Below are 23907 nucleotides of genomic sequence, written 5' to 3' on the forward strand. Positions count from 1 at the left end.
CAAAAGCCTTAAAAGGGGTTACCATTCAAATGATTTCTTGTACGTATTCTATGACTCCTCTGCCAGAAGGATCTAAGTATTTTTCCCAGCTAGGCCTTTGTTGATCATAAAGGGTTCTTATTTTCTGTTTTACTTCCATCATCTCCTTTATGCGAGAATCAATGATCATAGATATTAAAGTATCGGAAAAAAAATTGCCTTTTTCTCCAAATGCCTGTTGGATTTGTTCTTGTATAGCTGTAAATCCTTCCATATTTGAATCGCCTATCAATTTTTCGACTTCTTGATAGAATTGAATAGACCATTGATTAAGCATTTTACTTTTAATTCTCTCTCTAACCTGCTGTAAGAAGATCTTCCACTTAACCTTACCAGCCTTGTTAGTAACTAACTCAATAGCTGTTTGTGCCAGATGGGAGTCTTTTCTGCTAAGATTTTTTTTTGGATCTTTGGTTAGTTTTTGATTAGATAAGGCCTGAATACATCTTTCTACAAAGATTTCCTCATGAAAACTCTGGCTAAATTGTGCAAAGCCAGCAAAAAATTTAGTTGCCAAAGAGAAGCAATAACGTTCTATATCTGCAAGACATGTATGCACATGCTTGTCTATGCGTGTCTGAGATAATCTTTTCTGCTCAAGCAGTTGTATTATTTCTTCTTGAGATCTATTGCTGATAGAATCATCTAACGAAAGATTTTCTAGCGATATAATGATTTCAGAACTTCCCGGCTCTCCTTGACGGCCAGCTCGACCACGCGCTTGATCTCCAACTCGATCTGAATTGGGGTAAAAGGTCAAAAGAACATGTAGCCCTCCTTGCTGAAGACTTCTTTGTGTAAGCTTAATGTCTGTTCCTCTACCAGCGGTATTTGTTGCAATTGTCACAGCTTTTGAGATCCCTGCTCTATTCAAAATAGATTCTTCACTTTTTTCCTGAACTTCATTAAGCATTTCTAAAGGAATATTTTCTTTTCTTAATAGCTCTTCAATAATTTGTGAATCTCTAATTGTCTCAGAAAGAACTAAAATAGGCCTATCTTGCGCAATACAATCCTTGACTGCTTGTAAAATAGCCTCTAACCACTCTTTATTTGAGGCAAGGATTTTAACAGGGCTGTCCTTACGTATACAAGGGTTATAGGTAGGGACATCAAAGCTGTCAATTCCATAAATCTCTTTAATTTCTTCTCTTTCTAATTGAGCTCCCAGCGTACCAGTAAGGCCAAAGACAGAATCATACATTGAATATAAAACGCAGTGAGCCAAAGAGAGCGGGACTAGGGTTTCTTTTTTTGGTTCAATTTTATGCTTAATTTCAATGGATTCATGTAGCCCCTTTCCCCAACGCACTGCGTGCATCACTCGTCCCGTATTTTTTGCATCCACAACTAAAATTTTTTCTTCGTCAATCGATTTCTTTACAATGTAATCTTCATGCTCTTCTAGCAGGAATAGCGCAGAAAAAGCGGATTGTAACCATGTCTTAAGTTGATCATCTTTTAATGGAATTGGCTGCAGAACTTGGAGTATTCTTCTTAAATCTTGAAGAGTAGATTCAGAAAATAGTTCATTGCTTAAGTCTTTTGTAAACCTTTCTTTTACATATTTTAAGACAGTATAATACGCCCAAGTGTAGCTAACTTCAGCTGGATGGCTCAATCTTGCGTGATTGCGCGCTGTATCAATTGTTAAATTATCTATCTCATCAACAATCACGCAATCAAAACGCTTCTGTTTATTTAAGTTTACCTTTTGCTCAAATAAAGGCGTTAAATGAAGCATTTCTCGCATGATAGCAAATTCAAAGTCAGAAGCCGTTCCATAGAGTATTTGTGCTTTAAAGCAACTTTCCTCCGGATTATCATTACAAATGTGGGAGGTTTTAATAGAAAATAACTGAAAAAATAAAAAGAGTTTTAATTGATCACGTAAAGAAAGAGAGCGTTCAGAAGAAATAAGATGCACAGATTTATTTTGCATGGCTAAGATAAATGCAAGCAATGTAGAAATCATTGACTTGCCTTCTCCTGTTTTCACTTGAACTATGCATCCTTTTGAGTAGCAAAGCTGTCCTAATATAGCTAAAATTTGAGTATGGTGGAGATAGAGTTTATGCGTATCATATAGAGCTAAGCGCCCTATAGCAACCAGCTTTAAAATACCCTCTTCTTGCAAACCTATTTTTTTGGCTCGTATAGTATTGGCCTCACTAATTAACCCGCCTAAACATTTATATTGCCATTCCCTGCAGTAGTTTTCCACTACTGCATATTGTTTTTCAATCGCGGCTAAAAATCTTTTGTCTAAAGGAAAAACAACATTTAGATCTTCTCCTTTAAACCTCTCTAATATAGGTTTAAGCTCTTTTTTTTGCTCAGGAATCCGATTAGATTTAGGCTCTATTCTTTTTAGATCTTCCAGAAGACTTATAAAATCTATCTCTTTTTGTTTGAATTTTTCTAGTTGTACTTTTACGTAATCGGTATTTTCTATTTGATTGCTTAAGTTAAAAGCTGATAGTAGATCGCCTAAAGTGCTCTTTTCTATATTTTTATGGAAAGACAGTAGAGATGCTCTGCCCCATTTAGCAGAAAAACTCATGGCTTCTTTCAGCAATGCCTCATAATCTGTAAAAGAAACCTCTTTATCGCTTTGATTAGCAAGCGCCATAATTAATCTAACGAGCTCTATTTTGATTTCTTTAGGCTGAGAAGTGTTTTGAATATAGGCAAAAACTTTACGATAAAGATCCAAAGAACCGGAATCGTTAATTGAGCTTAAAGCTTCTGAGCTGCTCTCTTCAAAAGAACTCATCTTCTCATATTCAGCTGAACTAGAAAAAACTGGGAAATTAAGACTAGATATCGCGCTTGTCATAAATTTCCTCCCTCTACAGAAACACTTGGCTCAAAAAAACTTGATAAATATCTAATTACTTCTTTTTGGTTTGTTTGTTTGGCTAAATCTAAAGCTGTTTGATCATTAGAATCGTACTGATCAAGGTCTTCTATCTGAGCTAGCACTCTCACCCCCAAGGAATAATGGCCTCTTACTGCGCGATGTAACTTAGATTCACCTTTAACTGATGATAAAGCACTAAATTCCTCTAAAATTTGACTAGCTAAGCCAATGCTCTTTTCAGGCAAATGCTGTATGATTTCTTCTAAGGGCTCATCTCTTGGTCGTTTGTATCTATTAGCCCCACAAAAAAGAAGCAGCTTAGCAAGCTCTATCTGATTTGCTCTGATAGCTCGATGAAATGGCGTATAGCCACAACTACTTATGTTGTCTAAAGCAGCTCCTTTGGCAATCAATAGCATGACATGCTTGATATTTCCTTTTAGAACAGCGATATGTATTAAAGGTTCTGCCCCCACTTGAAAAATTTCATCTAGATCCATTGGAGCGTATTCAAGCAATGCTTTGAATTGCTCAAACGAGGAATTTTCTGCAGAGATTTGAAAAGCATTTTGAATATTCCCATTTTCTAATAAAGGGTCTGCTCCTTGTTGTAAAAGCCAAGAGGTGCATTCTAAAGCTCCATAGTAGCAGGCAATGTGTAAGCCTGTACTCTGATTTAAAAGAAATGCATTAATGGGAACTCCTAAATGATAAAGAACTTTTGTTGCCTCTAAATTATCCTGGACAATGCTTTGAAACAATGCATTGAATAAGCTCTTTGGTTCTTGTGCAAAGGAATATTTAGTAAATTGCTTAACAAGAGAAGCTGTACTAGCGCCTAGAGTTGCAAAAAAAAGAGAATCTTTTCCTTTTACCGTTTTTATCTCAGGGTTAGCCCCTTGGTTAATCAGCCAATCTACGGTTTCTATTTGGTTTGCGTAGGCTGCTAGATGTAAAGGTGTTGCCCCTTCAAAGACATCCTCAAATGCATTTTGTAAGCTTGATTTATCTTTCTGTTTTTCCAAAAACTCTAAAGGAGTATCTAAAGATGCATCCATAAGTCCTTTTTGCAGATCAGAAACAGCTTCTAAGACAGCATTATTTCCATGAACAGCGGCCCGATGCTTTATTTGCCAGCCTGCCTTATCTCTTAGATTCGAGGAAACACCTTTAGCTCTTAATAAATAGAGAAGTTCTGTATTTCCCATTTCTGCTGCTAAATGAAGAGCAGATATGCCTTTGTCTATCAAAATATGAGGGTTTGCACCTTTCATAATTAGATAACGTGCTATTTCTGTTTGTCCTTTCCCTATTAAAAAATGTAAAGCAGTCAATTTCTTCACTGTCCCTGCTTTGTTAAGGTTAACTCCATTTTCATTAAGCATCCGGACCATTGCTAATGAACCTTGTTGACAGGCTAAAAGAAGCGGTGTGATTAATTGATTATCCCAATGGTTAAGATCTACCCCTACTTCAATAAGCAAACGAAGAGCTTCTGCCTGTCTATTTTCAATAGCAGAAAAAATAGGGCCCCTGCCTTTGTGATCCACTGCATTGAGCTCTTCTTTTGGCAGTTTCTCAATCAATTTTTCCATCATCTCTATGTTCCCTTTACTAGCAGCAAGGTGCAAAGGAGTTTCTCCTTGATGATTAGGTAGATGCAATTGCAATTGATTAATCTCTAGTAAATTCATCCCTGCTAATACCAGCAAGTGAGCAAGTGTGTTACCTTCGCTATCAGGAAAGTTAGGATCTATTTCAAGGGAATTTAGTAATCGTGAAATAAACCACTTATGTTCAGAAAAGCGAATCAGGAGCTGTAAGGGAGTGCCCCAAATCTTTTTCCCCTCAAGATCGATAAAAATCTTTTCTCCTTGGGGAATCTGTTCCATGTGTTGTTGTATTTTTTCTATACCTTCTTTTTGCTTAAGCGCTTGAACAAATTTTTCGATAAGAGTTGGATAAGAGCTTTTTTCATTTTTTAAAGCATGAAGAACAAGCACCTGATCTTTTGCAAGATCTTGAGGAGTTTTTCCCAATCGATTAGGAGTTTTAGAAGAGAAACCAGCCTTCGTCAGCATTTTGACACAAGATGCGTGTCCTTGCATACAAGCTAAATGCAGTGCATTATTTTCTTTCATCTCTCTTTGATCTACAGGGATAGATTGTAGAATGATCTCTAAAATATCTTCCTGCCCATAATAACTAGCTAATAAAGTAGGTGTCCATCCTTTAGGAGTTACGTGATTAAAAGATGCCCCCAAAACATGTAAGCGTAAAAAAGCTTCTTTATTATGGCTACGAACCGCCAGGTACAAAGTATGATCAAGAATGGCTTGGTCAGGTTTTTTCTGCATGAGCATCTCTAAAATTTTAACATCTTCTGTAGCTGCATAGAGATCCTCTGCTTGTATAGGAATATTCTTTTCTAATAAGAAAGCTATGCAAGCCTCTTCTTTAGCGCAAATCGCATAATATAAAGCCGTATGGTTATGCTGATCTTTTACCTGCAAATCTGCTTCTTTTTCTTCTAGAGCCTTTAAGATTTTTTCCGATGCCATTTTGGCAGCTAAATGTACAGGTCGCATTCCTTCTTTGTTTAGTGAAACATCTTTAAGATCTTCGAACATCTCTAGCATTTTTTCAAAAAAGTCCATATGCCCTGCTTCAATAACGGCATAGAAAAGATGGCGATCTTGGTAATGATCTTCTAGAGAGCAGCCTTGTTTTTGCATCTCTTCTAAAAGATAATGAAAAATATAATAGCTAGAGTTTTCCGCTGCAATATAAGCAAGAGTTTTATTCCCTTCTTGTTGAATGGGCATTAAGGGGTCTTTAGCATAAGTTACTTTAAACAAGTACACCCCATCGCACTTTGCTAAATAATGTAGGGCTTCCCATCCATTCACTGGTTGAAAAAGCTCTAATTTAGCGCCTTTAGGTCTGAGGACTTCTGTAATGGCTAACTCATTCCCTTCTTGAAGAGCTAAGTTTAAATACTCTTGCAACTCCCCAGCTGTCAAAGGCACAGCGTCGAACATTTTTGGAACTAAAAAATTGTATTTTACTTTAAGTAGCACGCTTAAATCAACACGAGCGCCCTTGTCATACAACGCATCTGCTACCTTCCAGGCTCCCATCAAAATAGCAATTTTCAAAGGGGTATCCCTTTCTATATTTTCACCATGAATGAATGCTGGATATTCGGTAAGATAAAGCGCTGCTGGCAGATTTGCATGTCTTAATGCAATATGTAGAAGATTGTCTTGAGCCTCATTATTACAGCTGAAAATATTCTCTGTTTTTTTTAAGAGAAGATCTAGTATTTCTACCGTTCCCCTTTCTGCTGCTGCTCGCAAAGCACGAGAAGAAGGCTTAGCTTTTTCTAGTAACTCCTTTAGCACTTCCACAGATTTGAGCCGTACAGCAATTTCTATAGCGGTTACCCCATCTTTTCGCGCAATGGTGGCATCAGCTCCTTTTGCAAGTAGGGTCTTTACAAAATCCGCTGACTTTAATTCACAAGCCAGCATAAGAGGAGTTCCACCCTCTTCGCAGCAAACATTTAAACATTTACAAGCGATACGATTTGCCAACACAGCGTTAATAATATTGATATTTCCTTCGTGCAAAGCGCAATGAAGTTCGGTGTATCCTCCTGTTAACACAGCAGCTTTTGTTCTGTTCTTTAATAAATAATTAACAGCTGCTTCTTGATTATGTTGAATTGCTGTAATTAAAGCAGAAGCCCCATGAATACTCACAGCATCTAGCATGGAATCATCGTCATCGTCATCTTCTATAAAAAGCTTTAAAACGTCCATGCAGCCCATCATAGCTGCGTAATGAACAGGCAGATACCCATTTGCATCTCTTGTTAACGTAGAAAGATCTTTCTTTAGCAAATATTTGACATAATAAGGGTCCTTGTTTTTAGCTGCCATATGCAGTAAAGAAGTTTTATGAGAGCCTTTGATTTTGGTCAAATCAGTTGCTGCTTTGACGTATTTTTTAAATTCCGCATGATCTTCTAATTCCATGGCTTGTTGTATCTCAACCCAGCTTTGCATAAGCTCTGGCTCTATCTTTTCTTGTAAAAGAGATTCCATCCAGGAGTAGTCACCTATAATTCCATGGGGGATATCTTCCATTCCCAAACGAAAGACAGCTCCCTCTGATGTACCCATACTGACTTTTTCCCAGGTCTCTGGATCAAGCGGTAAATGGTTATTTTCTAAAATAAAGCTAGCCTTGCTAGAAGACTGCACTCTTTGTTCTTTGAGCTGCATACCACATCCGCCGACTATTCTCTTATTTTTTTCTAGTTGTTCTGTAGAGAATTTATCAGCACCAAATAGACCATTATAAGGAATTTCTTTGGAAATATTTTTTATTTGATTAGGCATTTTCTGACATGTTTCTGAAAGAAAGAGCTTTACTAACTCAATCCTAGGAAGACGCTGCATATAATGAAGATTTTTATAGAGATCTACGGTTTTTTCAAAGCTTGTGAATAACCCATCTAATAAAGGCTGAGTTAGTTGTTCAAATAATGGGTTAAGGCTTTGTTGATTTTTCAAAAGATAACGCCTAAAAGGTGGATTGCATAAACCAAGAATATTGGATTCAAGCTCTTTTCTGAATATGTTATAAAGTATTTGGGTCTCACCTCTATCAAAAGATTCTAAGCTCCGAATATCCATTAAATGATCGAATAATCGAGAAAAGCCTAAGTGCATCAACCGCTCGTTATTTTTTAAACAGCTGCTTATCACTTCTTTAAGATTCATTCTAAGAAATGCTTTAGCAGAAGTACTCAGTGGCAAATGAGGAAAAACAGGAGGGCAACCTCGAGCATCTATCTTTTCAAAAGCAGCTAATTCAGGAAGCTTGTGATGTTTTTTAAGGGTAGAAAAATAACTAGAGAAAAAGTTAATCACTCCTAGCATCGCAAAATACTCACGGCACATAGGCATTTTAACCATATGGTCGTGAATTTGCTTACTCATAAGTTCATAAATAAAAATAAGCTCTTGATAAGAAGCTGGCATCTCTCCATGCTTTCTAAAATATTCTTCTAGTTTTTCTTGATACATAGGAGATGGTTCAATCGTATAAAGAACATCAAAATCTGCATCAATGACAAAAAGATTATCCTCTTTTTGAAAACTGTTTTGTTTAGCAATGATCCGAAAGGAATTCTTAAAACCATCAAAATTAGTAAGCTCTTCAGGCTCTTCATTAAGTGTTATAGCTAATTGCTCTAGCAAACCACTGATTTTAACTTTTTGCTGCATGCTTCTTACAGAAGCATAATTCTTATCTTCTCCTTTTAGATGCATCTGACAATATTCTTCAAAATCGATCAGTTTATCTAAAGGTAAAGCTTTTTGTGCACTACTGGAAGGCCACCACCAACTATATAACCAATCTAAAACCGACATGGGTTGTTGTCCTGCAACAACTAATTGATTAGAAGATGCAGGAGGCCACCACCAATTGTATAATCTTTCTATCATCGGTAGCGGTTTTTGCTCCTTTGGTTCAGGTCTTTGATTGTCGACAAATTCTTCCTGAAAAACCCCTCCATTGAGATAGCCTTTCATGAAATAGTCCAACATACCAATCACTCGTCCCACCAGAGTATCTTGATACGCAGGGTGGATCACCGAAAATAATTCTGCATTTTGGTTAAAATGCAAACTGAAAAAAGGCACAGTTCCATGCATATAAATACCAATAGCAAGCTCACGTAAGATCTGACGCAACTGCTCCTGACTAAAGGGAATTTGTCCATCAATCAAAGGCACACAAAAATAGTGATCTTTTTCAAAAACAGATTCCGCTTTATCAAACAAGCCTTGTATGTAATCAACACCACAAGCAACCCCTCCAATTGTACCTCCAGTTCCTCCTTTAGCAGGAACAGGGTTACCACGATGGTTTGTGTTGTAAGAGTCAGTGAGTTTCGTTTGTTGCAGGAGTTGTTGAAACTGGCGTACTCCGGGGCCTCCAGAGCCTCTTGGGCCACCGCCGGGGCCTCCATTACCACCAGGAGGTGGGCGATCTTTATTCTGAAAATGTCGTAGGGTTATATGGTTCTGTACTATTGATGAGACTGAATAGTTGAATCCCCCTTTAGGTACATATCTTTCTACAAGTCTTGATTTGCAATTAAATATTGAATGCTGACCTTTAAGGTTAACTCCGCCATTCCTTATTTTATCTCCTATTCTATAGACCCAAACCTGAGAGCCATCTTCTTGACACTTAAAAAAAACATCCTGTCCATACTTATTTGTTCCAATCCAATTTCTATAATCGGAGCCAACTTTTATGAGCAAGTCCCTATTTTCTTTTGTATCTTCATGTAAATGGCCTCCTTTTGCACTTCTCCGAAATGTGTGACCAATATTATCTTCAAGTGCTGCTAGGGGTAAATCTGGACCTGGTCTACCTGCAGCAACAAGATGAGGCCATACAACGATATGTCCATTAGGAAGAGTAATTAATCCCCACTTTCTAGAAGGAAGGGATGCAATACGGTCTAAAAAAGAATCCCCTGATTCATGAGGTTGTAATCCATTATGTATATTGAAATTCGGGACAATTATTAAATTACCATTTTCACCTAAGATAGTTCCTAAATAAACACGGTGACGTTGCCAAATTTGAATGATATTCCCTTCAGAGTCGTAGGTAGGACGCGTTACAGGGTTTAGTGTTTCTAGAATAGCTTGTGTTTTTGGACTTAATAATTGGTTAAAAGGCAGCTGTTTCTCTTCAAGAAGCTTGGAGTTAGCCTCTATATTATCTGATGCAAAAGAAACGGAAAGGAGTCCCATAGATCATTCCTAGTTTTCTATCTATTTGTGTTACAGATTTGTGTTAAGACTTCTTTCCAAATTGCTATGTCTTTTTTATGATTTTCCGGGCTATAGCGCATTGCAAACAACAAAGCCAAAATCCCTTTCATTGTAAAATTCCATGCATATATATATGCAGCACAGACATCAATTACTAAAGTAAAGAGGGTCTCTTCACTCAGCCACAGATCATCAAAGCTAGGATTTCCTGATATCTTCTCATATATTTCCTCATAGTCATACATAGGAATGTCCCCAATATAAGTTATAAAACTTTCAATTTCATCCTCTGGTAGTTGATATCTATATTCCTCCCAGCATAGCTTATCCATAAAGCTTTCGATCAACGCCTCGACCTTCCGCATTTCTAATCCTTTTTCATCCATAAGCACCTCCATCCATATTTTAAATGTCTTTACTCTACCGCTTTCAAGCCTGTTCTTTTTATAAGAGAGTTTCTCTGCTAGCATCAATAACCACTTCTTTCCAAATCGTGCGCTCTTTTTCATGTTCTTGTGGTCGATAGCGAATTAAAAATAGCAGATCCATTAATCCCGTCAGATTAAATTTCCAACTATGTGTTTGTCGTGCACAAAATCCAATCAGTGTGGTAAATACTTCTTCTTCTGAGATCAATACTTGTGGCTCAAAAGACTTATCAAACGTCATTTGATATGTTGTCTTCCAAGTTTCAGCTCCGTTTGGATCGTTACTAAGCAAATTAATCAAATAGTGTAGACGTTCTTGGCTAGTTAAAGAGAGTTGATTTTTACACTCCGTCTTTAGTCTGTTCAAGAAATGAACAACAATCTCTCTGCTTGTTTTTTCATCAAATTTTTTGTTACTCACATATACCTCTTTTCTTTTAAGTGGGAATATACAAAGGTTTTTCTAGTGAATCTTCCAACACCATATTTAGTCGTTAGAGGTTATATTAAGAGATTATTATTAATCAAATTTTAATTTTTATGAATGAGGAAATTTATTAGTTAAGCAGGATCAAAGACATTTTTCTTATTACTTAACCTTTACGAATCGTTTGGATAGAACAGGGTCCCTGCAAAGGGTTGATGATTTTATGCGCAGGGATGAGAGTTGCTTGTCCATTGGGATGTAATATCGTTCCACAGAAAAAATCGGTTCCAGGAACTTCCCATAACCGTATCTTTCTTCCTAAGGCATCTACAACTTCTCGACAAACAGGTAAAAATCGTACGTTTTGAGAGAATAATTGTGTGATCTTTTTTGTTTCTGCAGAGGAAGGAGCATTAGTTACTTCAAAATTTAAAACAGAAGTAGAAGTAGTTATTAGAGGTTGCACCATAGAAGTCTCTTTAATAAAAGATTGAGGATATAGTTCTTATGAGAACGCTTTTTTTTTAAGTACAAATATGTACTAGGTGCATAGCAAGTATGTATTAGTATTTTTCATCATCGGGAAGCTCTCCATTCCAATCAAAATCTACGTGCAAAGCTCGTGCACTATAGCTATCTTTTATTACTTGTTTCCATAGCCTTGTTTCAATTGGGAACCCATCGGGATCTTTTTGGATAGCTTCTAATAAGCCCATCAAGTAGTCGAGTCGATATTCAAATCGTTTATGAAAGATTTTTGTAAACTCAATTACACAAGGGAAAAGAATCTCTACTGGGATGTTGATTTCTTTCTGTTGCCACTTAGGAATCTTTGTTAAGCGAAATACAGCTTCATTCCATTCTGCTGGGTATTCATATCCCCACGTTAGAACAATCCCATGAAGACTTAATATCGTTTGTTCTTTTGGATCTTGAGAAAAATGAGGCGCAACTAAAGGATATAAATCCTCAAAAAAGAGCATGGCAATATAAAACCCTTGTTCAACTGAGACTTCTTTTTCTGTGGAGAATTCTGCATAATCAAAGACAAGCCTTTTATGGCTATTCCTGATCACATAGTCCCATACTTCAATTTCTCGGAGGTGCTTACTGGGATCGGTTTTCATCTCTTCTAATAAGTGAATGATCGGTCCCAATTTAGATTTAAAATTGTCTAACTCATTAGAGAGTTTAGTAAACTCGATTAAACAGGAAAAAAGATCTTCGATTTGAATATTGCTGGTCTTTTGGCATTCTTGGGAAATATTTGTAACTTGGCAAACCGCTTGATCCCATATTGAAGCATAATCATATCTACCTGAACCATTTATGCTATAATTAAACATATACAGTTCTTTAGATTGAGCTTCAGAAAATAAATCTGTTTCTCGGTCTAAATGACCAAAAAAGAGAAGTGCTAGATTAAATCCTTGTTCAGAAGAAACTTCTTGAACAGGAGAAGAAATACAAGGAGCTACAGATTCATCTTGAAACACAAACATACTTTCTCTTTGTTAGGTCGTTAAAGGTTATATTAAGAGATCACTATTAATCAATTTTAAATTTTATTAGCTAGAAAATTTATTAGTTAAACAGGATCAAAGACATTTTTCTTATCGCTTAATTTTACGAATCATTTGGATAGAACCCAAACCCTGCAAAAGATTGAAATCTTACATCATAAAACAACCTTAAAAGTTAGCAGTTAGCTAATTTTTAAGATTGTTGGCTGTTTTTTTGGTTTAAATTCCATCAAAAAGTAGAAAGTCTAATGAATCCCCTCTTTGTCTAAATATGGCTTGAGATTCATCATAAACTTCTGGTTCAAGCTTTTCCTTATAGATCCGTAAGGATTTGCTGATTAATCCTTGAAATTTCTTTAGTTCTTTTTTTCCATCTGCTTCGTCGTTCCTGTGGACCCAATAATTATAGGTTGCATACAATGCAGCTATTGTATTGATTACTACACCTGCAATCACTGCTATTTTGCCAACTTTTACAAGCCAGTTCATAGTAACGCTACCAGCTGCTATTGTAATAGTTCCTATCAAACTAGCTAACATAGCATTTTTATAACCTCTTTCTTTACTTAGAGATTTTTTATCAATATCCAGTTGCATTTGAGCAACTTGATCTAAATCTTTGAAATCTATTATAACTTTCATGGTTTTCAGCAGATAATTTTTCGCTCCTTCCACTGTTTGCATACCAGGAAGAAGAGCGGTGAAAATCCTACCTCTTTGTAAATTTTCTTTAGCGTATTTAAGATCCGCTTCTTTTATTTTTTGGGGAGTTTTCGGATCAAATTGACTTTCAACTCTAGTTAACCAATCACAAATAAAGAAATTGTCATTTAACAATGGAACTAGCGAGATTTTAAAATTCCATGGTTGTTCTAGATTTCCTGAATTTGCTAATTCAGTAGTTAATTCTTTTAAATCATACTTTACTCTTTCAGTAGTTAGTTCTTTAATAGCATCAATATCACGACTTAATAGCCCTTTTATCTGCAAAGGGTTTACATGTTCAAACTCATGTTTGCGACTATCTTGCGTCATATAAGTTGTAACATTACTTATTCTACTTGTAGGGTTAGAGACTAATATCTCTTCCAAATATTCTTTATTGATACCACGACTATCTATTAGTTTATTTACATCTATGGAATGAGTGGGAAGTACGGGTGTCACATTTTACTCCTTTATTTTACTGGTTTTATTTCATCTGGCTTATAAAGCTTACCCGCGCCTTCTGGATAGGTTTTGTTATAGAGCTCCCACCTAACCTCATGACGTCCACCATTGACAATCTTACCGTTAACAACCTCTGCCCAAGCCCATCCGCCATCTGGCATGGCTTTTTGATAGATCTCTTTAGTGGGAAAGATAGTTGGCTTTTTTCTGGAGAAAACATTTAAGATTTGATCTGGGGCTCTAGCATTTCTTATTTCATCTATTTCTTCAGAAGTGGGGCATGGGGTGTCAGGGAGTGAAGAATCCCAGTGGAACTCTCTGTGTAAGCTACGAGTGCTATAGCTGTTTTTTATCACTTCTTCCCATATTTTTGCTTTGAGGGGAAATTTGCTGGGATTTTTTTGAATGGCTTCTAATAAATCGAGTAGGTAGTCCAATTCAAAATCAAATCGAGCATGCATAATTTTAGAAAACTCTATTAAACTAGAAAAAAGAACTTTTATGGGAATCTTCACATTTTTTTGCTGAAGTTTAGGGATACTTGTCACGCGAAACACCGCTTCATTCCATTCTGCAGGATATTCATAACCATCCAATAGAATGTAGTTATATGCTACCCAATGATCTAGAGAATCAATCATAGATGTGATTAAAGGCAGCAGGTCTTCAAAAAAGAGCATAGCTATATTAAATCCATGTTCTACAGAAACCTCTTTTTCTGTGGAGAATGCAGCATAGGGAAAGACAAGTCTTCTGTGGCTATTACTAAGCACCTTTTCCCATAAACTGTTTTCTAGGGAGTATTTATTAGGGTATGTTTTTATCTTTTCTAATAAAGTAATCAGAGGGTCTAGTTCAAAATTGCACCCTGCATTGAAGAATTTGGTAAATGCAATTAAACAAGAAAAGAGATCTTCTGCTTGGATATGGGTTGGTACTTGGGTAACTTGATGAACCGCTAGGTTCCATCCTTCGGTAAGAGCATATCTACCTAACATAAGATTAAAGTTAAGTTTAGAGATTTCCTTAGAGCTCGAATGGTAAAGCTCGGGGAGTTCATCATATAAGCATCTAAAAAAGAAAAGCGCTAAGTTAAATCCTTGCTCTAGGGTAACCTCTTGAAGAGAAGAAGCTACAGATGCGTCCTGAAATACAAATCGATACATACTCCCTCCTTATTTAGGCCGTTAAAGGCTATATTAAGAAGTGGTTATTAATCAATTTTAATTTTATTTATCACGCAAAGCAGGTCTCCCTGTTTAATAGATATTGTGCAAGAATCGCTAAGGCAAATATTAGAAATACCAATGAAATGTTTATCTAATTGACCATTTGTCAGTTCCCATTGAAGTCCATGAGTAGTAATGCCTGTTACAGGACCGTAAAAAGGGATCAAAGAGATCACTTGGTTTTTTTTACAAGGGATGTGTACTTCCTTACCTGGTAGAATGTGCAGGGGATTTTTTCTAGAGTCGCACAAATAGGTAAAAAAATGAACTAAGGAAAGATCCTCTGTGCTTGGAATAGGCGTGATTTCTCTTTGATCTAAACAGACGATACACTCCCCTTTCTGTGCTTGCAGAGCCGTTTTTTTATTAAAAGGATAGTAAAGCGCTTGCTTATTTAGGTTGATGGTTTTCCCTGCTAGATTTACCTCTGCAGGACCATTTAGAGCAAAAAAGCTTAAAGTTTGGGCGGTAGAATTTTCTATTTGCACTTCTCCTAACTGAGAATTGATGGCAAATGCGATTTGGTTTTTTGATTCTATAAAAGCTACTCCAGGATTGTTTAATAACTGAAAAATATTGCCTAATGTATGATCAAGGCGCTTCCCGAGAGCGCCAAAGATACATATCGGACACCCTAGTGATTTAGCTTTTTCTATGGCGGCTTCTAGATCTGTAAAGTCCTTTTCTGTTTTGAGTGGGATGATTTTTTCTGGATAGATCTTTGCTAAAATCTTAGGGTCTACAGAGTCAAAATCACCAATTACCCAGTTTGGGGAAATCTTCATGTTCAAACACTGCTCTAGTCCCTGATCAACTGCTATAATAGAAGGAAAAGTTTGTATACGAGGATAGAGTGAACGATCTATAGGAGTTTTGCAGATAATAGCTACACTGCTTTTGCTATTAGGCGGTAGTATCATGCTGCTATAAATACTTCATCTAAGCGATTTTCTAGAAGCTTTAAAATTATATGGTTTGAATTTTTTGAATTCTTTGTGATATAAGCTGCGCATAAAATTTTAAAGGAAGTGATCTAAGATGAAAAAAATCCTCGTTTTAAGCCTATTTTATTTGCAGTGTATCTATGGGAATCAACCACTTGAAGAATACTTCTCTTATATTAAACAACTTGCTCAATCTAGTGGAAATTACCAAGAGGGTGAAATTGAGATTGTTATGGATCCTGTAGAAATTCTTAAGATTCAGGAAATACAGGAAAACCGTTTATTACAAAAAGGTTTTTCAAAAATAGAAGCTAGAGAATTTAGTCAGGTAGGTTTGGTATGCGAAGATCAATATTTAATTTGGCTACGCGATGCTGTTTATTTTCCTCAAAAGATTCCAGGAACATATGACAGGCTTATTTGGAAAAGTGAGTTAAAAGAGGGCTTATCTGGTGTCGCCATTTTACCGGTTTTGCCTTCTGGTCGTATAGCATTGATTGTGAACTATCGGCATGCTACACGCTCTTGGGAACTCGAGCTTCCTAGAGGAGGAGTGGAACTGCAAGAAACAGCTGAAGAAGCAGCTCTGCGCGAACTAAAGGAAGAAACGGGACTCATAGCATCCTCTTTGCATTTTTTAGGCCAAGTAGCTCCTGATAACGGAGTACTCTCCTCTGTCATGCCGATTTTTCTAGCAAAAATTTCTTCTCAAGAAGAATCTCAGACAGAATATGGAGAAGCGATTGCTGATGTGATTTCTTTTACAAAAGATGAATTAAAAAAAGGTCTGATGCAGGGGTTTTTAGAAGTGTCCATACAAGGAGAGGAAAAACACATTCCCCTTCGCGATCCATTTTTGACTTTTGCCCTGCTTCAGGCAGAACTTCGTAAATTGCTCTAAAACTTATTTGCTTGCTCTTTAAAATCTGCCACTTCTACACTCACCCTCAAATGTGAGGATGCTTTGGAAGAGAAAAGCTTAAGGCTTACTATAAGACGTTTTTTTTCTGGAACGCTTTTAAGCCGTATAAGTGGTATGGGACGCGATTTGATGATGGCCTTTGCTTTTGGCGATCATGCATCAGTTGCTGCATTTATGGTAGCTTTTCGTCTTTCTAATTTGTTAAGGCGCCTTTTAGGAGAAGGTCCTTTTCAATCGGCTTTTATCCCCCATTTTATGCAAATACATGTACAAGATAAATCCAGAGCAAATGGTTTTTTTTGTAAGTTAAATCTTTTGATCTCTCTATTTTTAATAGGCTTTATCTTACTGGCAGAAGGAGGCATTGCAGCTTTTTTAACCTTGCCGATTTCAGATGCTAATCGTGAAATCTTAAAACTAACGGCTTGGCTTCTGCCGGGCATTTTATTTATCTGTTTGTATGGTCTCAATATTTCTGTTCTCAATTGTTATGAGTGCTTTTTTGTTCCTAGCTTTGCCCCTTTTATCTGCAATATGACCTGGTGTTTTGCTGCTTTTTTATTACGGCAGCAAGAAACAGATCTAGCTATGCTACATTTAGCAAAATGGGTTGCTCTGGGTTTTTTTGGACAATGGCTGCTTACTCTTGCTCCTACATTAAAATATATTGGGGGTAATTGGAAACAGTGGTTTTATCTACAAATCCCAGAGGAGGTAAAAACATTAGCAAAGACGCTAAGCTTAAGCATCATTGGTGTAGGAGCCATGCAGATCAATTCTTTTGTTGATCCCCTGTTTGCCAGATATATCGATGCAAAAGCTCCTACGTATCTTTGGTATTCTATTCGACTAGAGCAGTTAGCTTTGGCTATTTTTGGAATTGCTTGTGTAAGTACAATTGTTCCTCGTCTTGCAAGATGTTTGAAAAGTGGGCAAATTGAACAGGCGAAAAACCTGTTTAGCTTTGGCTATCAACGGATCATGACGGTGATGATTCCTTGTACTTTTGCCATTCTGGCAGTCGGTACTAGTTCGGTTAATTTATTGTATGGCAGAGGAAATTTTTCTGAAGTAGCCGTAGTAAAAACCACTTTTTGCCTTTGGGCGTATAGTTTGGGCCTTGTTCCAAGCAGTTTAGTGATTTTGTTCTCTGCTATTTTTTACGCGCAGAATAATTTTCGTACACCGATGCTTCTCTCTGTTGCTACAGTTGCTGTCAATATCGTTTTAAATACCCTATTTGTATTCCAGCTGCAATTAGGTGTGATTAGCACTGCTTTGGCAACCAGTATAAGCGCCTACCTTAACTATTGGATTCTCTATAGATTTAGCCAAAAAGCAGGCTGGGAATCTCCCTTATTTTTACCTTTAATAGTCAAAACCATTTTTGCTAGTGCATTTGCAGCTCTTTGTGCTTTTGGATTTAGTTTCTTATTGAACTCGCCTTTAACTCGCCATGGATCCTCTCAGTTTTTATCTTTTTTCATGCAAGCTTTTGCTTTTATAGTAGGCTTATTTTCTTACGCAAAAATCTTTAAACATAAAGAGCTTTTAGAACTTTTTTCTGATTTCTTTTTGAAAACCTCTCCAGAGATAAAATAATTGTTGCTTGCTTTAGCTAGATTGCTATGCTGATAAAAAAAGTACTAAACATTTCCTTATGCTTACTAAAAAAAATCCTTACGGCTTAAACCCAAAACTATTTTTTAAGCGCTTAACTCGTAATGTATCTATGGGTTTTTTAATTATTTTAGGCTCTTTAGGTGGAGGTATGCTGGGGTATCATCATTTTGAAAAGATGGGTTGGATCGATGCTTATGAAAATGCTGCCATGATCTTATCTGGAATGGGACCTGTAGCAACCATAGAAACAAAAGGGGGGAAAATCTTTGCGGGGACTTATGCTCTTTTTAGCGGGATTGTTTTTCTAGTGGTTATTGCGATTATTTTTGCACCTGTAGTTCACCGTTTTTTTCATAAATTTCATATTGAAGAAGAAAAACTTGGCAAATAAAAAAGACCGACCCAAATATCTAGTGTTAAAAAAATGGGGTAATTTTGAGATTAGGCAATATGAGCCACGCGTTATTGCCCAAACAGCGATTCAAAATGATTTTGAACAAGCTATCAAAGAAGGTTTTAATCTTCTTGCAGCTTATATTTTTGGACAAAATGCGACTGAAGCTAAAATTGCTATGACAGCTCCTGTAGAACAAAGAGAAGATGCAACAAAAAAAAACTGGCTGATTGCTTTTAGCATGCCAGAAAAATACAAGCTTTCAGAGCTTCCCTCCCCTAAGGATCCTCGAATTACTCTAAAACAGATAGAAAAACAAAAAAGGGCAGCGCTTGTTTTTTCAGGATTTTGCACGGAAAAAAAAGCTGCACAAAACACTAATCTACTTTTAGAACTCATAGAACAACATGGCTATACTTCTAGTGGACCTTGTATTTTGGCAAGATACGATCCTCCCTGGACACTTCCTTGCTTTCGTCGTAATGAATTGCTATTTGTGATTCACTAAAGTAGTATAAAAATATTTCTTTATAGAGTGGTTATGACAGTAGAAATTCTATCTCGTATTCAATTTGCTTTCACATTGACTTTTCACTATATCTATCCACCTCTGAGCATTGGTCTTTCTTTAGCTTTGATTTTTATGGAAGGGATGTACCTAAAAACCAAATTGAAGGTTTGGGAAGATATGACTAAATTCTGGTTAAAAATCTTTGCCTTAACTTTTGCTCTTGGAGTAGCAACAGGGATTCCTTTACAATTTAGTTTAGGAACCAACTGGGCTAGATACTCTCGTTTTGTAGGAGATGTATTTGGGAGTGCTTTAAGTGCGGAAGGTTTTTTTGCTTTTTTAATCGAAGGTGGGTTCTTAGGGCTTCTTCTCTTTGGTTGGAAAAAAGTTTCTTCTACCATCCATTTTCTATCAACCATTTTGGTGTCTTTTGGAGCGCATTTTAGTGCCTTTTGGATAGTAGCTGCTAACTCATGGATGCAATATCCTACAGGTTATGAATTAGTCACTCAGCCAGATGGAACTGTTGTTGCTCAAGTGACTAATTGGGTCCAGATGTTATTTAATCCCACAGCTATTGATCACATTGTACATGTCATCCTTTCTGCCTGGTTAACAGGTGCCTTTTTAATCATCAGCGTATCTGCTTACTATCTGATGAAAAAACGGCATTACGAGTTTGCTGTCCGCTCTTTCAAATTAGGGATTTTAATGACATTTATAACAGGTGTTTTACAGCTCATTTCTGCAGATTTTCTGGCAAGAGATGTTGCTAAATACAACCCTGTTAAGCTCGCTGCTTTTGAAGGGGTTTTTGAGACAAAACCTTATACTCCAGCTTACGCTTTTGGTTGGGTAGATGTGGAAAAGCAAAAGGTTTATGGGTTGCCTGTTCCTGGATTGCTTAGCTTTTTGGTCTATCGTGACTTTAAACCTGCAGTGCCCGGTTTAAATGAATTTCCTCGCGAAGAATGGCCTTTGATTCAACCGGTCTTTCAAGTTTATCATCTGATGATTATCTGTTGGGGATTGATGATGTTGGCTTCTCTAATGGGTCTTTATATGTGGTGGAAGAAAAAGTGGATATTAGCCCCTGTTCTACAATGGTTTTTGATTCTATCGGTTATTCTACCTCAGTTTGCTAATATAGCTGGCTGGTATTCTTCTTGTATGGGAAGACAGCCTTGGATTGTTCACAAGCTATTAAAAACCAGTGAGGGGTTCTCAGAAACGGTAACCGTTGCACAAAATCTCACCTCATTAATTCTCTTTGTTTTCATCTATTTACTCTTCTTTATTCTCTTTCTATTCCTACTTGATAAGAAGATCAAGCATGGTCAAAATTTAACAGAAGATCAAGATCTCTATCGAGATCTCTATCTAAAGGATAAACCCTGATGAGTATTTCTATTTTGCAACATATTGCTCTTCTTATTTTTCTCTTCTCCGCTATTGCTTATGCAACATTGGATGGATTTGATCTAGGGGTTGGTTGTTTACATCTTTTTGCCAGAAAAGATGAAGAGCGCAGAGTTTTTTTAAATGCTATAGGTCCGGTATGGGATGGGAATTCTGTTTGGATTGTGATTTCAACAGGTATTCTCTTAGCGGGATTCCCTAAGGTATTTGCTAGTTTACTTTCTGGTCTCTATATACCGATGATGCTCTTGGTTTTTGGTTTTATGTTTAGATCAGCTGCTATGGAATTTCGCAGTAAAAAAGAATCTTCTCTCTGGCGCAGAACTTGGGATATGTTGTTCTTTTTAGCTAGCTTACTCATCTCTGTAGATCTTGGTCTAATTTTAGGTAATTTAATCCAAGGTATGCCACTCAATCACACAGGTATTATTTTATGGGATCAACTGCATTTTATGAACCCTTACGCATTTTTGATAGCGTGTTTTACATTGATCTTTTTTACACTTCACGGGTGTTTATATCTCTTGATTAAGACAGAGGGTGATATCCAAAAGCACTTGCTAAAATTAAGTTATCCACTGGTGATTGCTTTTCTAGTTCTTTGGCTGGCGACAACGTTAGCAACATATGCATATTTTCCCTTTATGATGGATAGGATTTTTACCTATCCAAGTCTTCTTATTTTTGTAATCATTAGTTTATTTGGGGTTTTCTGTATCCCTTATCAGTTATATAAAGAGCGTTTTGGTTGGGCTTTTATTGGTTCTTGTATTGCCATTTTAAGTTTAATGTTGCTCTATGCAATAGGAACTTATCCTGATTTAATCATCTCTAGCAAAGATCCTGAAAATTTAAGCTTATCCATTTTTAATAGCTCTTCTTCACCTATTACTCTATGGGTGATCTTTATTGTTGCCCTAGCAGGAGCTCCCCTATCCATCTTTTATGTTAGTTACGTATATAAGATTTTTAAAGGCAAAGTAAAACTCGATTCAACAAGTTATTGACCTATGGCTAAAGTCTTCGTCACTGGCTCTACTGGATTTGTAGGAAAACGTTTGATCAATACTCTTTTAGATCAAGGACATGAGGTATATGCTTTATGTCGCATTAAAGGCATATCTGTTTTTCCTGAGCAGAGATCAAATTTGCATTATATATGGGGAGATCTAAAGAACCCCGACACATTAGCTCAACTCCCTGATATTGATGTAGCTTATTACCTTGTGCACTCCATGACAGATATTATTAGTAACTTGACAACTGTTGAACTAGAAGTAGCCAATCAATTTGTTAAAGGAATGAAAAAAACCCGCGTCCAACAAATCATCTATTTAGGAGGGATCATCAATGACGAAAAGAAGCTATCCCCTCACCTTAAATCTCGTTTACTAGTTGAAGAAGTTTTAAGAAAAAGCGCTATTCCCACTACTATCTTACGAGCGAGTATTATCATTGGAAGTGGAAGTGCGTCTTTTGAAATTATCCGCGATTTAACCGAAAAGCTTCCCTTTATGATTGCCCCTAAATGGGTTAATACCCTCTGTCAACCCATCGCTATTCGGGATGTACTATTCTACCTTACACAAGTGATGCTAAGAAAAGATTGTTATCATAAAATCTTTGATATTGGAGGTCCTGATGTTTTACGCTTTAAAGATTTGATTTTAGAATATGCAAAGTTTAGAAAACTAAAAAGACGAGTAATCAACGTTCCTGTTCTCTCCCCTCGTTTATCCAGTTACTGGCTTGTATTTATTACTTCTGTACGGTTTTCCTTATGCTCTTATTTAGTAGAAAGCATGAGAATTAGCTCGGTTTGTCAAAAAAATGAAATCCATCAAATCCTTCCCCATCACTGCTTGAACTTTCAAGAAGCGCTAGAATTGGTTTTTAAAAAGATTGCACAAAATGAAGTGCTCTCTACTTGGATGGATGCCTGGGACCCCAATAACTCAAATCCTAGTATTCAAACATATGTCCAAGTACCCATAGAAGGATGTCTTATCAATAAACAAACAGTTCCTCTTCACTGTTCTAAAAACACTGTAATGGAAAGGATATGGTGTATTGGAGGAAACACAGGCTGGTATGCTCTTAACTGGTCCTGGAAAATAAGAGGATTGATGGATCGTCTCATCGGGGGCGTTGGATTAAACCGCGGTAGAAGACACCCCTCAGAAATCCAAGTAGGCGATTCTATTGATTTTTGGCGGGTTTTACGCGCTGATAAAAAAGAAGCTAATCTCATTTTATATGCAGGCATGAAACTTCCTGGCGAAGCTTGGCTACAGTTCAAAATAGAGAATAAAGAAAACAAAGATTTTTTAATCCAAACAGCTACTTTTCGGCCTAAAGGTATATTAGGGAGAGCCTATTGGTATATATTAGCTCCTTTTCATTTTTTTATCTTTAGAAGAATGGCAAAAAAAATCGCTAGCTAACTTAAAGCTCTTTTGCATCTCGTAAATGAGTAGCTAAAAATATAGAGTCCTTAGCTACTCTGCTCATTTATTTGGTTACTGTATATTTTGAATAGGAGTGTTTTCTCCAAAAGACTCAAGCAGCTTTTCTGCTACTATTTTTTCATCTGTGGATGCATCGTCAGATAAGCTTTCATAAAAATTTGCATTTGAAAAGAGCTCTTCCTTGTATTTTGGATCTGCAATACATGCTTTTTGATTTATAAGATGTTTTGCATGATTGCCCATTACCATCTTTAGAAAAGAATTTCCTTTTAAATAACTGTCAGCTTTAGTCCCATTCTTTTCTAACAAATAGATTGCTGCCAAATAAAGAGAAATCTCTGATTTTTTTTCTGATGTCCCTAAATGCTTTGATCCTAATAAATTCTCAAAGAGCTTTTTAGATTCTTTGAACTCTGAAATTTGAAAGCGTTCTTTTGCTTTCTCTAAACTCTTATTTATTTCTTCTGGTTTTTTTGAATTTAGCAAACGCATGCTCACATTTTTTTTTAAAGTTTTTACAAAGCTTATGTTTACTTGTGGATTTTCAGAAAAATTAGTAGATTCCTCTCTCGTTCCATTATCCGAGAATTTTCTTATGGCTTCTTCTAAAGCGGAAACAGAATTAGGTTTTAATAAATTTTCAGATTTTCCTAGTCTTCCTAAAGTCTGAGAACTTTCTGCATTACTGATGGATCGCCTAAAAGCACCTGTGGCATTTGAAGATGCAACAGCCTCATGATTTCCAGGGCTTAAAGAAAATCTATTCTGCAAAGAACTTCTAAGACCCCAGTGTTGAGTTTAATTAACTAAGAATAGGAAAGATAAGACAAAAAAACAGTGTAAAAAGACCTCTTAATGTTGTACAAGTTTCGTTTCTGAAAAAACAACAACAAAAGAGGTCAAAAATGGAAAAGCTTGTTGAATTGTACTGTTCTGTGGATGATTTTTGGAAGGATTTCAACAAGCAATGGGAGCAACATTTAATTACCAAAGGCAAATCTCTAAGAGGACCTAAAGCAGAAATGTCTATTCCTGAAATGATGACAATATCTATTTTATTTCATCAATCAAACTACAGGAA

General features: G+C 36.5%; 17 protein-coding genes and 1 pseudogene. 8 read left to right on the top strand and 10 right to left on the bottom strand.

The window, feature by feature from the left end; all coding sequences use genetic code 11:
• Positions 1-25 precede the first annotated feature (25 nt).
• The 9 genes from RHTP_RS05670 to RHTP_RS05710 all read right to left on the bottom strand — a co-directional run bounded on the left by RHTP_RS05670 (position 26) and on the right by RHTP_RS05710 (position 15465).
• Positions 26-2878 carry a preprotein translocase subunit SecA gene (locus RHTP_RS05670; protein WP_138107153.1) on the bottom strand — a complete coding sequence of 951 codons (2853 nt, stop codon included), beginning with the start codon at positions 2876-2878 and terminating at the stop codon, positions 26-28.
• On the bottom strand, positions 2875-9747 hold the full coding sequence (locus tag RHTP_RS05675) for an ankyrin repeat domain-containing protein (protein ID WP_138107154.1): 6873 nt from the start codon (positions 9745-9747) through the stop codon (positions 2875-2877). Before RHTP_RS05675 ends, RHTP_RS05670 begins: the two co-directional genes overlap by 4 nt.
• Before the next feature lie 17 nt (positions 9748-9764).
• Positions 9765-10154, bottom strand: coding sequence for a hypothetical protein (locus tag RHTP_RS05680; protein WP_138107155.1), 390 nt, complete (start codon positions 10152-10154; stop codon positions 9765-9767).
• Between the two features lie 58 nt (positions 10155-10212).
• Positions 10213-10617 (bottom strand): hypothetical protein, encoded by a 405-nt coding sequence (locus tag RHTP_RS05685; protein WP_138107156.1) that lies wholly within the window; start codon positions 10615-10617, stop codon positions 10213-10215.
• Between the two features lie 172 nt (positions 10618-10789).
• Positions 10790-11092 (bottom strand): hypothetical protein, encoded by a 303-nt coding sequence (locus tag RHTP_RS05690; protein ID WP_138107157.1) that lies wholly within the window; start codon positions 11090-11092, stop codon positions 10790-10792.
• A 94-nt stretch (positions 11093-11186) separates the two neighbouring features.
• Complete coding sequence (locus RHTP_RS05695; RefSeq protein WP_138107158.1) at positions 11187-12125, bottom strand: hypothetical protein; 939 nt, start codon at positions 12123-12125, stop codon at positions 11187-11189.
• Between the two features lie 240 nt (positions 12126-12365).
• Positions 12366-13313, bottom strand: a complete 948-nt coding sequence (locus RHTP_RS05700; protein WP_138107159.1) for a hypothetical protein — start codon at positions 13311-13313, stop codon at positions 12366-12368.
• An 11-nt stretch (positions 13314-13324) separates the two neighbouring features.
• Positions 13325-14482, bottom strand: coding sequence for a hypothetical protein (locus RHTP_RS05705; protein WP_138107160.1), 1158 nt, complete (start codon positions 14480-14482; stop codon positions 13325-13327).
• Positions 14483-14529: 47 nt separating this feature from the next.
• Positions 14530-15465, bottom strand: coding sequence for a thiamine diphosphokinase (locus RHTP_RS05710; RefSeq protein ID WP_138107161.1), 936 nt, complete (start codon positions 15463-15465; stop codon positions 14530-14532).
• Between the two features lie 118 nt (positions 15466-15583).
• Between RHTP_RS05710 and RHTP_RS05715 the strand changes: the two genes are divergently transcribed.
• From RHTP_RS05715 to RHTP_RS05745, 7 genes are all read left to right on the top strand, one after another.
• Positions 15584-16390, top strand: a complete 807-nt coding sequence (locus RHTP_RS05715) for an NUDIX hydrolase (protein WP_138107162.1) — start codon at positions 15584-15586, stop codon at positions 16388-16390.
• A 63-nt stretch (positions 16391-16453) separates the two neighbouring features.
• Entirely contained in the window at positions 16454-18013 is a 1560-nt protein-coding gene (gene murJ, locus RHTP_RS05720) for a murein biosynthesis integral membrane protein MurJ (protein WP_138107163.1), read from the top strand.
• 58 nt (positions 18014-18071) lie between these two features.
• Positions 18072-18425 (top strand): hypothetical protein, encoded by a 354-nt coding sequence (locus RHTP_RS05725; protein WP_171005755.1) that lies wholly within the window; start codon positions 18072-18074, stop codon positions 18423-18425.
• On the top strand, positions 18415-18936 hold the full coding sequence (locus tag RHTP_RS05730; protein WP_171005756.1) for an SOUL family heme-binding protein: 522 nt from the start codon (positions 18415-18417) through the stop codon (positions 18934-18936). Before RHTP_RS05725 ends, RHTP_RS05730 begins: the two co-directional genes overlap by 11 nt.
• Before the next feature lie 33 nt (positions 18937-18969).
• A complete protein-coding gene (locus RHTP_RS05735) occupies positions 18970-20337 on the top strand; it encodes a cytochrome ubiquinol oxidase subunit I (protein ID WP_138107165.1) in 1368 nt (455 codons plus the stop codon).
• Entirely contained in the window at positions 20337-21365 is a 1029-nt protein-coding gene (gene cydB / locus RHTP_RS05740; protein WP_138107166.1) for a cytochrome d ubiquinol oxidase subunit II, read from the top strand. The genes RHTP_RS05735 and cydB overlap by 1 nt, the downstream gene beginning before the upstream one ends.
• A gap of 3 nt (positions 21366-21368) precedes the next feature.
• Positions 21369-22802 carry an SDR family oxidoreductase gene (locus tag RHTP_RS05745; protein ID WP_138107167.1) on the top strand — a complete coding sequence of 478 codons (1434 nt, stop codon included), beginning with the start codon at positions 21369-21371 and terminating at the stop codon, positions 22800-22802.
• A 75-nt stretch (positions 22803-22877) separates the two neighbouring features.
• Here RHTP_RS05745 and RHTP_RS05750 read toward each other — a convergent pair whose 3' ends face one another.
• Positions 22878-23597, bottom strand: coding sequence for a hypothetical protein (locus tag RHTP_RS05750; RefSeq protein WP_138107168.1), 720 nt, complete (start codon positions 23595-23597; stop codon positions 22878-22880).
• A gap of 134 nt (positions 23598-23731) precedes the next feature.
• On the opposite strand from RHTP_RS05750, the pseudogene RHTP_RS05755 reads away from it, so the two are divergent.
• A pseudogene (locus RHTP_RS05755) lies at positions 23732-23907 on the top strand (IS982 family transposase); the annotation flags it as partial.

The organism is Candidatus Rhabdochlamydia sp. T3358, from assembly GCF_901000775.1.
Lineage (GTDB): Bacteria > Chlamydiota > Chlamydiia > Chlamydiales > Rhabdochlamydiaceae > Rhabdochlamydia.

Bases quoted from the DNA above. Each gene is read 5' to 3' on its own strand.
- RHTP_RS05680 (WP_138107155.1), bottom strand. From the start codon at position 10,154: ATGGATGAAAAAGGATTAGAAATGCGGAAGGTCGAGGCGTTGATCGAA.
- RHTP_RS05675 (WP_138107154.1), bottom strand. From the start codon at position 9,747: ATGGGACTCCTTTCCGTTTCTTTTGCATCAGATAATATAGAGGCTAAC.
- RHTP_RS05695 (WP_138107158.1), bottom strand. From the start codon at position 12,125: ATGTTTGTGTTTCAAGATGAATCTGTAGCTCCTTGTATTTCTTCTCCT.
- RHTP_RS05715 (WP_138107162.1), top strand. From the start codon at position 15,584: ATGAAAAAAATCCTCGTTTTAAGCCTATTTTATTTGCAGTGTATCTAT.
- RHTP_RS05690 (WP_138107157.1), bottom strand. From the start codon at position 11,092: ATGGTGCAACCTCTAATAACTACTTCTACTTCTGTTTTAAATTTTGAA.
- RHTP_RS05705 (WP_138107160.1), bottom strand. From the start codon at position 14,482: ATGTATCGATTTGTATTTCAGGACGCATCTGTAGCTTCTTCTCTTCAA.
- RHTP_RS05745 (WP_138107167.1), top strand. From the start codon at position 21,369: ATGGCTAAAGTCTTCGTCACTGGCTCTACTGGATTTGTAGGAAAACGT.
- RHTP_RS05725 (WP_171005755.1), top strand. From the start codon at position 18,072: ATGCTTACTAAAAAAAATCCTTACGGCTTAAACCCAAAACTATTTTTT.
- cydB (WP_138107166.1), top strand. From the start codon at position 20,337: ATGAGTATTTCTATTTTGCAACATATTGCTCTTCTTATTTTTCTCTTC.
- RHTP_RS05710 (WP_138107161.1), bottom strand. From the start codon at position 15,465: ATGATACTACCGCCTAATAGCAAAAGCAGTGTAGCTATTATCTGCAAA.
- RHTP_RS05670 (WP_138107153.1), bottom strand. From the start codon at position 2,878: ATGACAAGCGCGATATCTAGTCTTAATTTCCCAGTTTTTTCTAGTTCA.
- RHTP_RS05735 (WP_138107165.1), top strand. From the start codon at position 18,970: ATGACAGTAGAAATTCTATCTCGTATTCAATTTGCTTTCACATTGACT.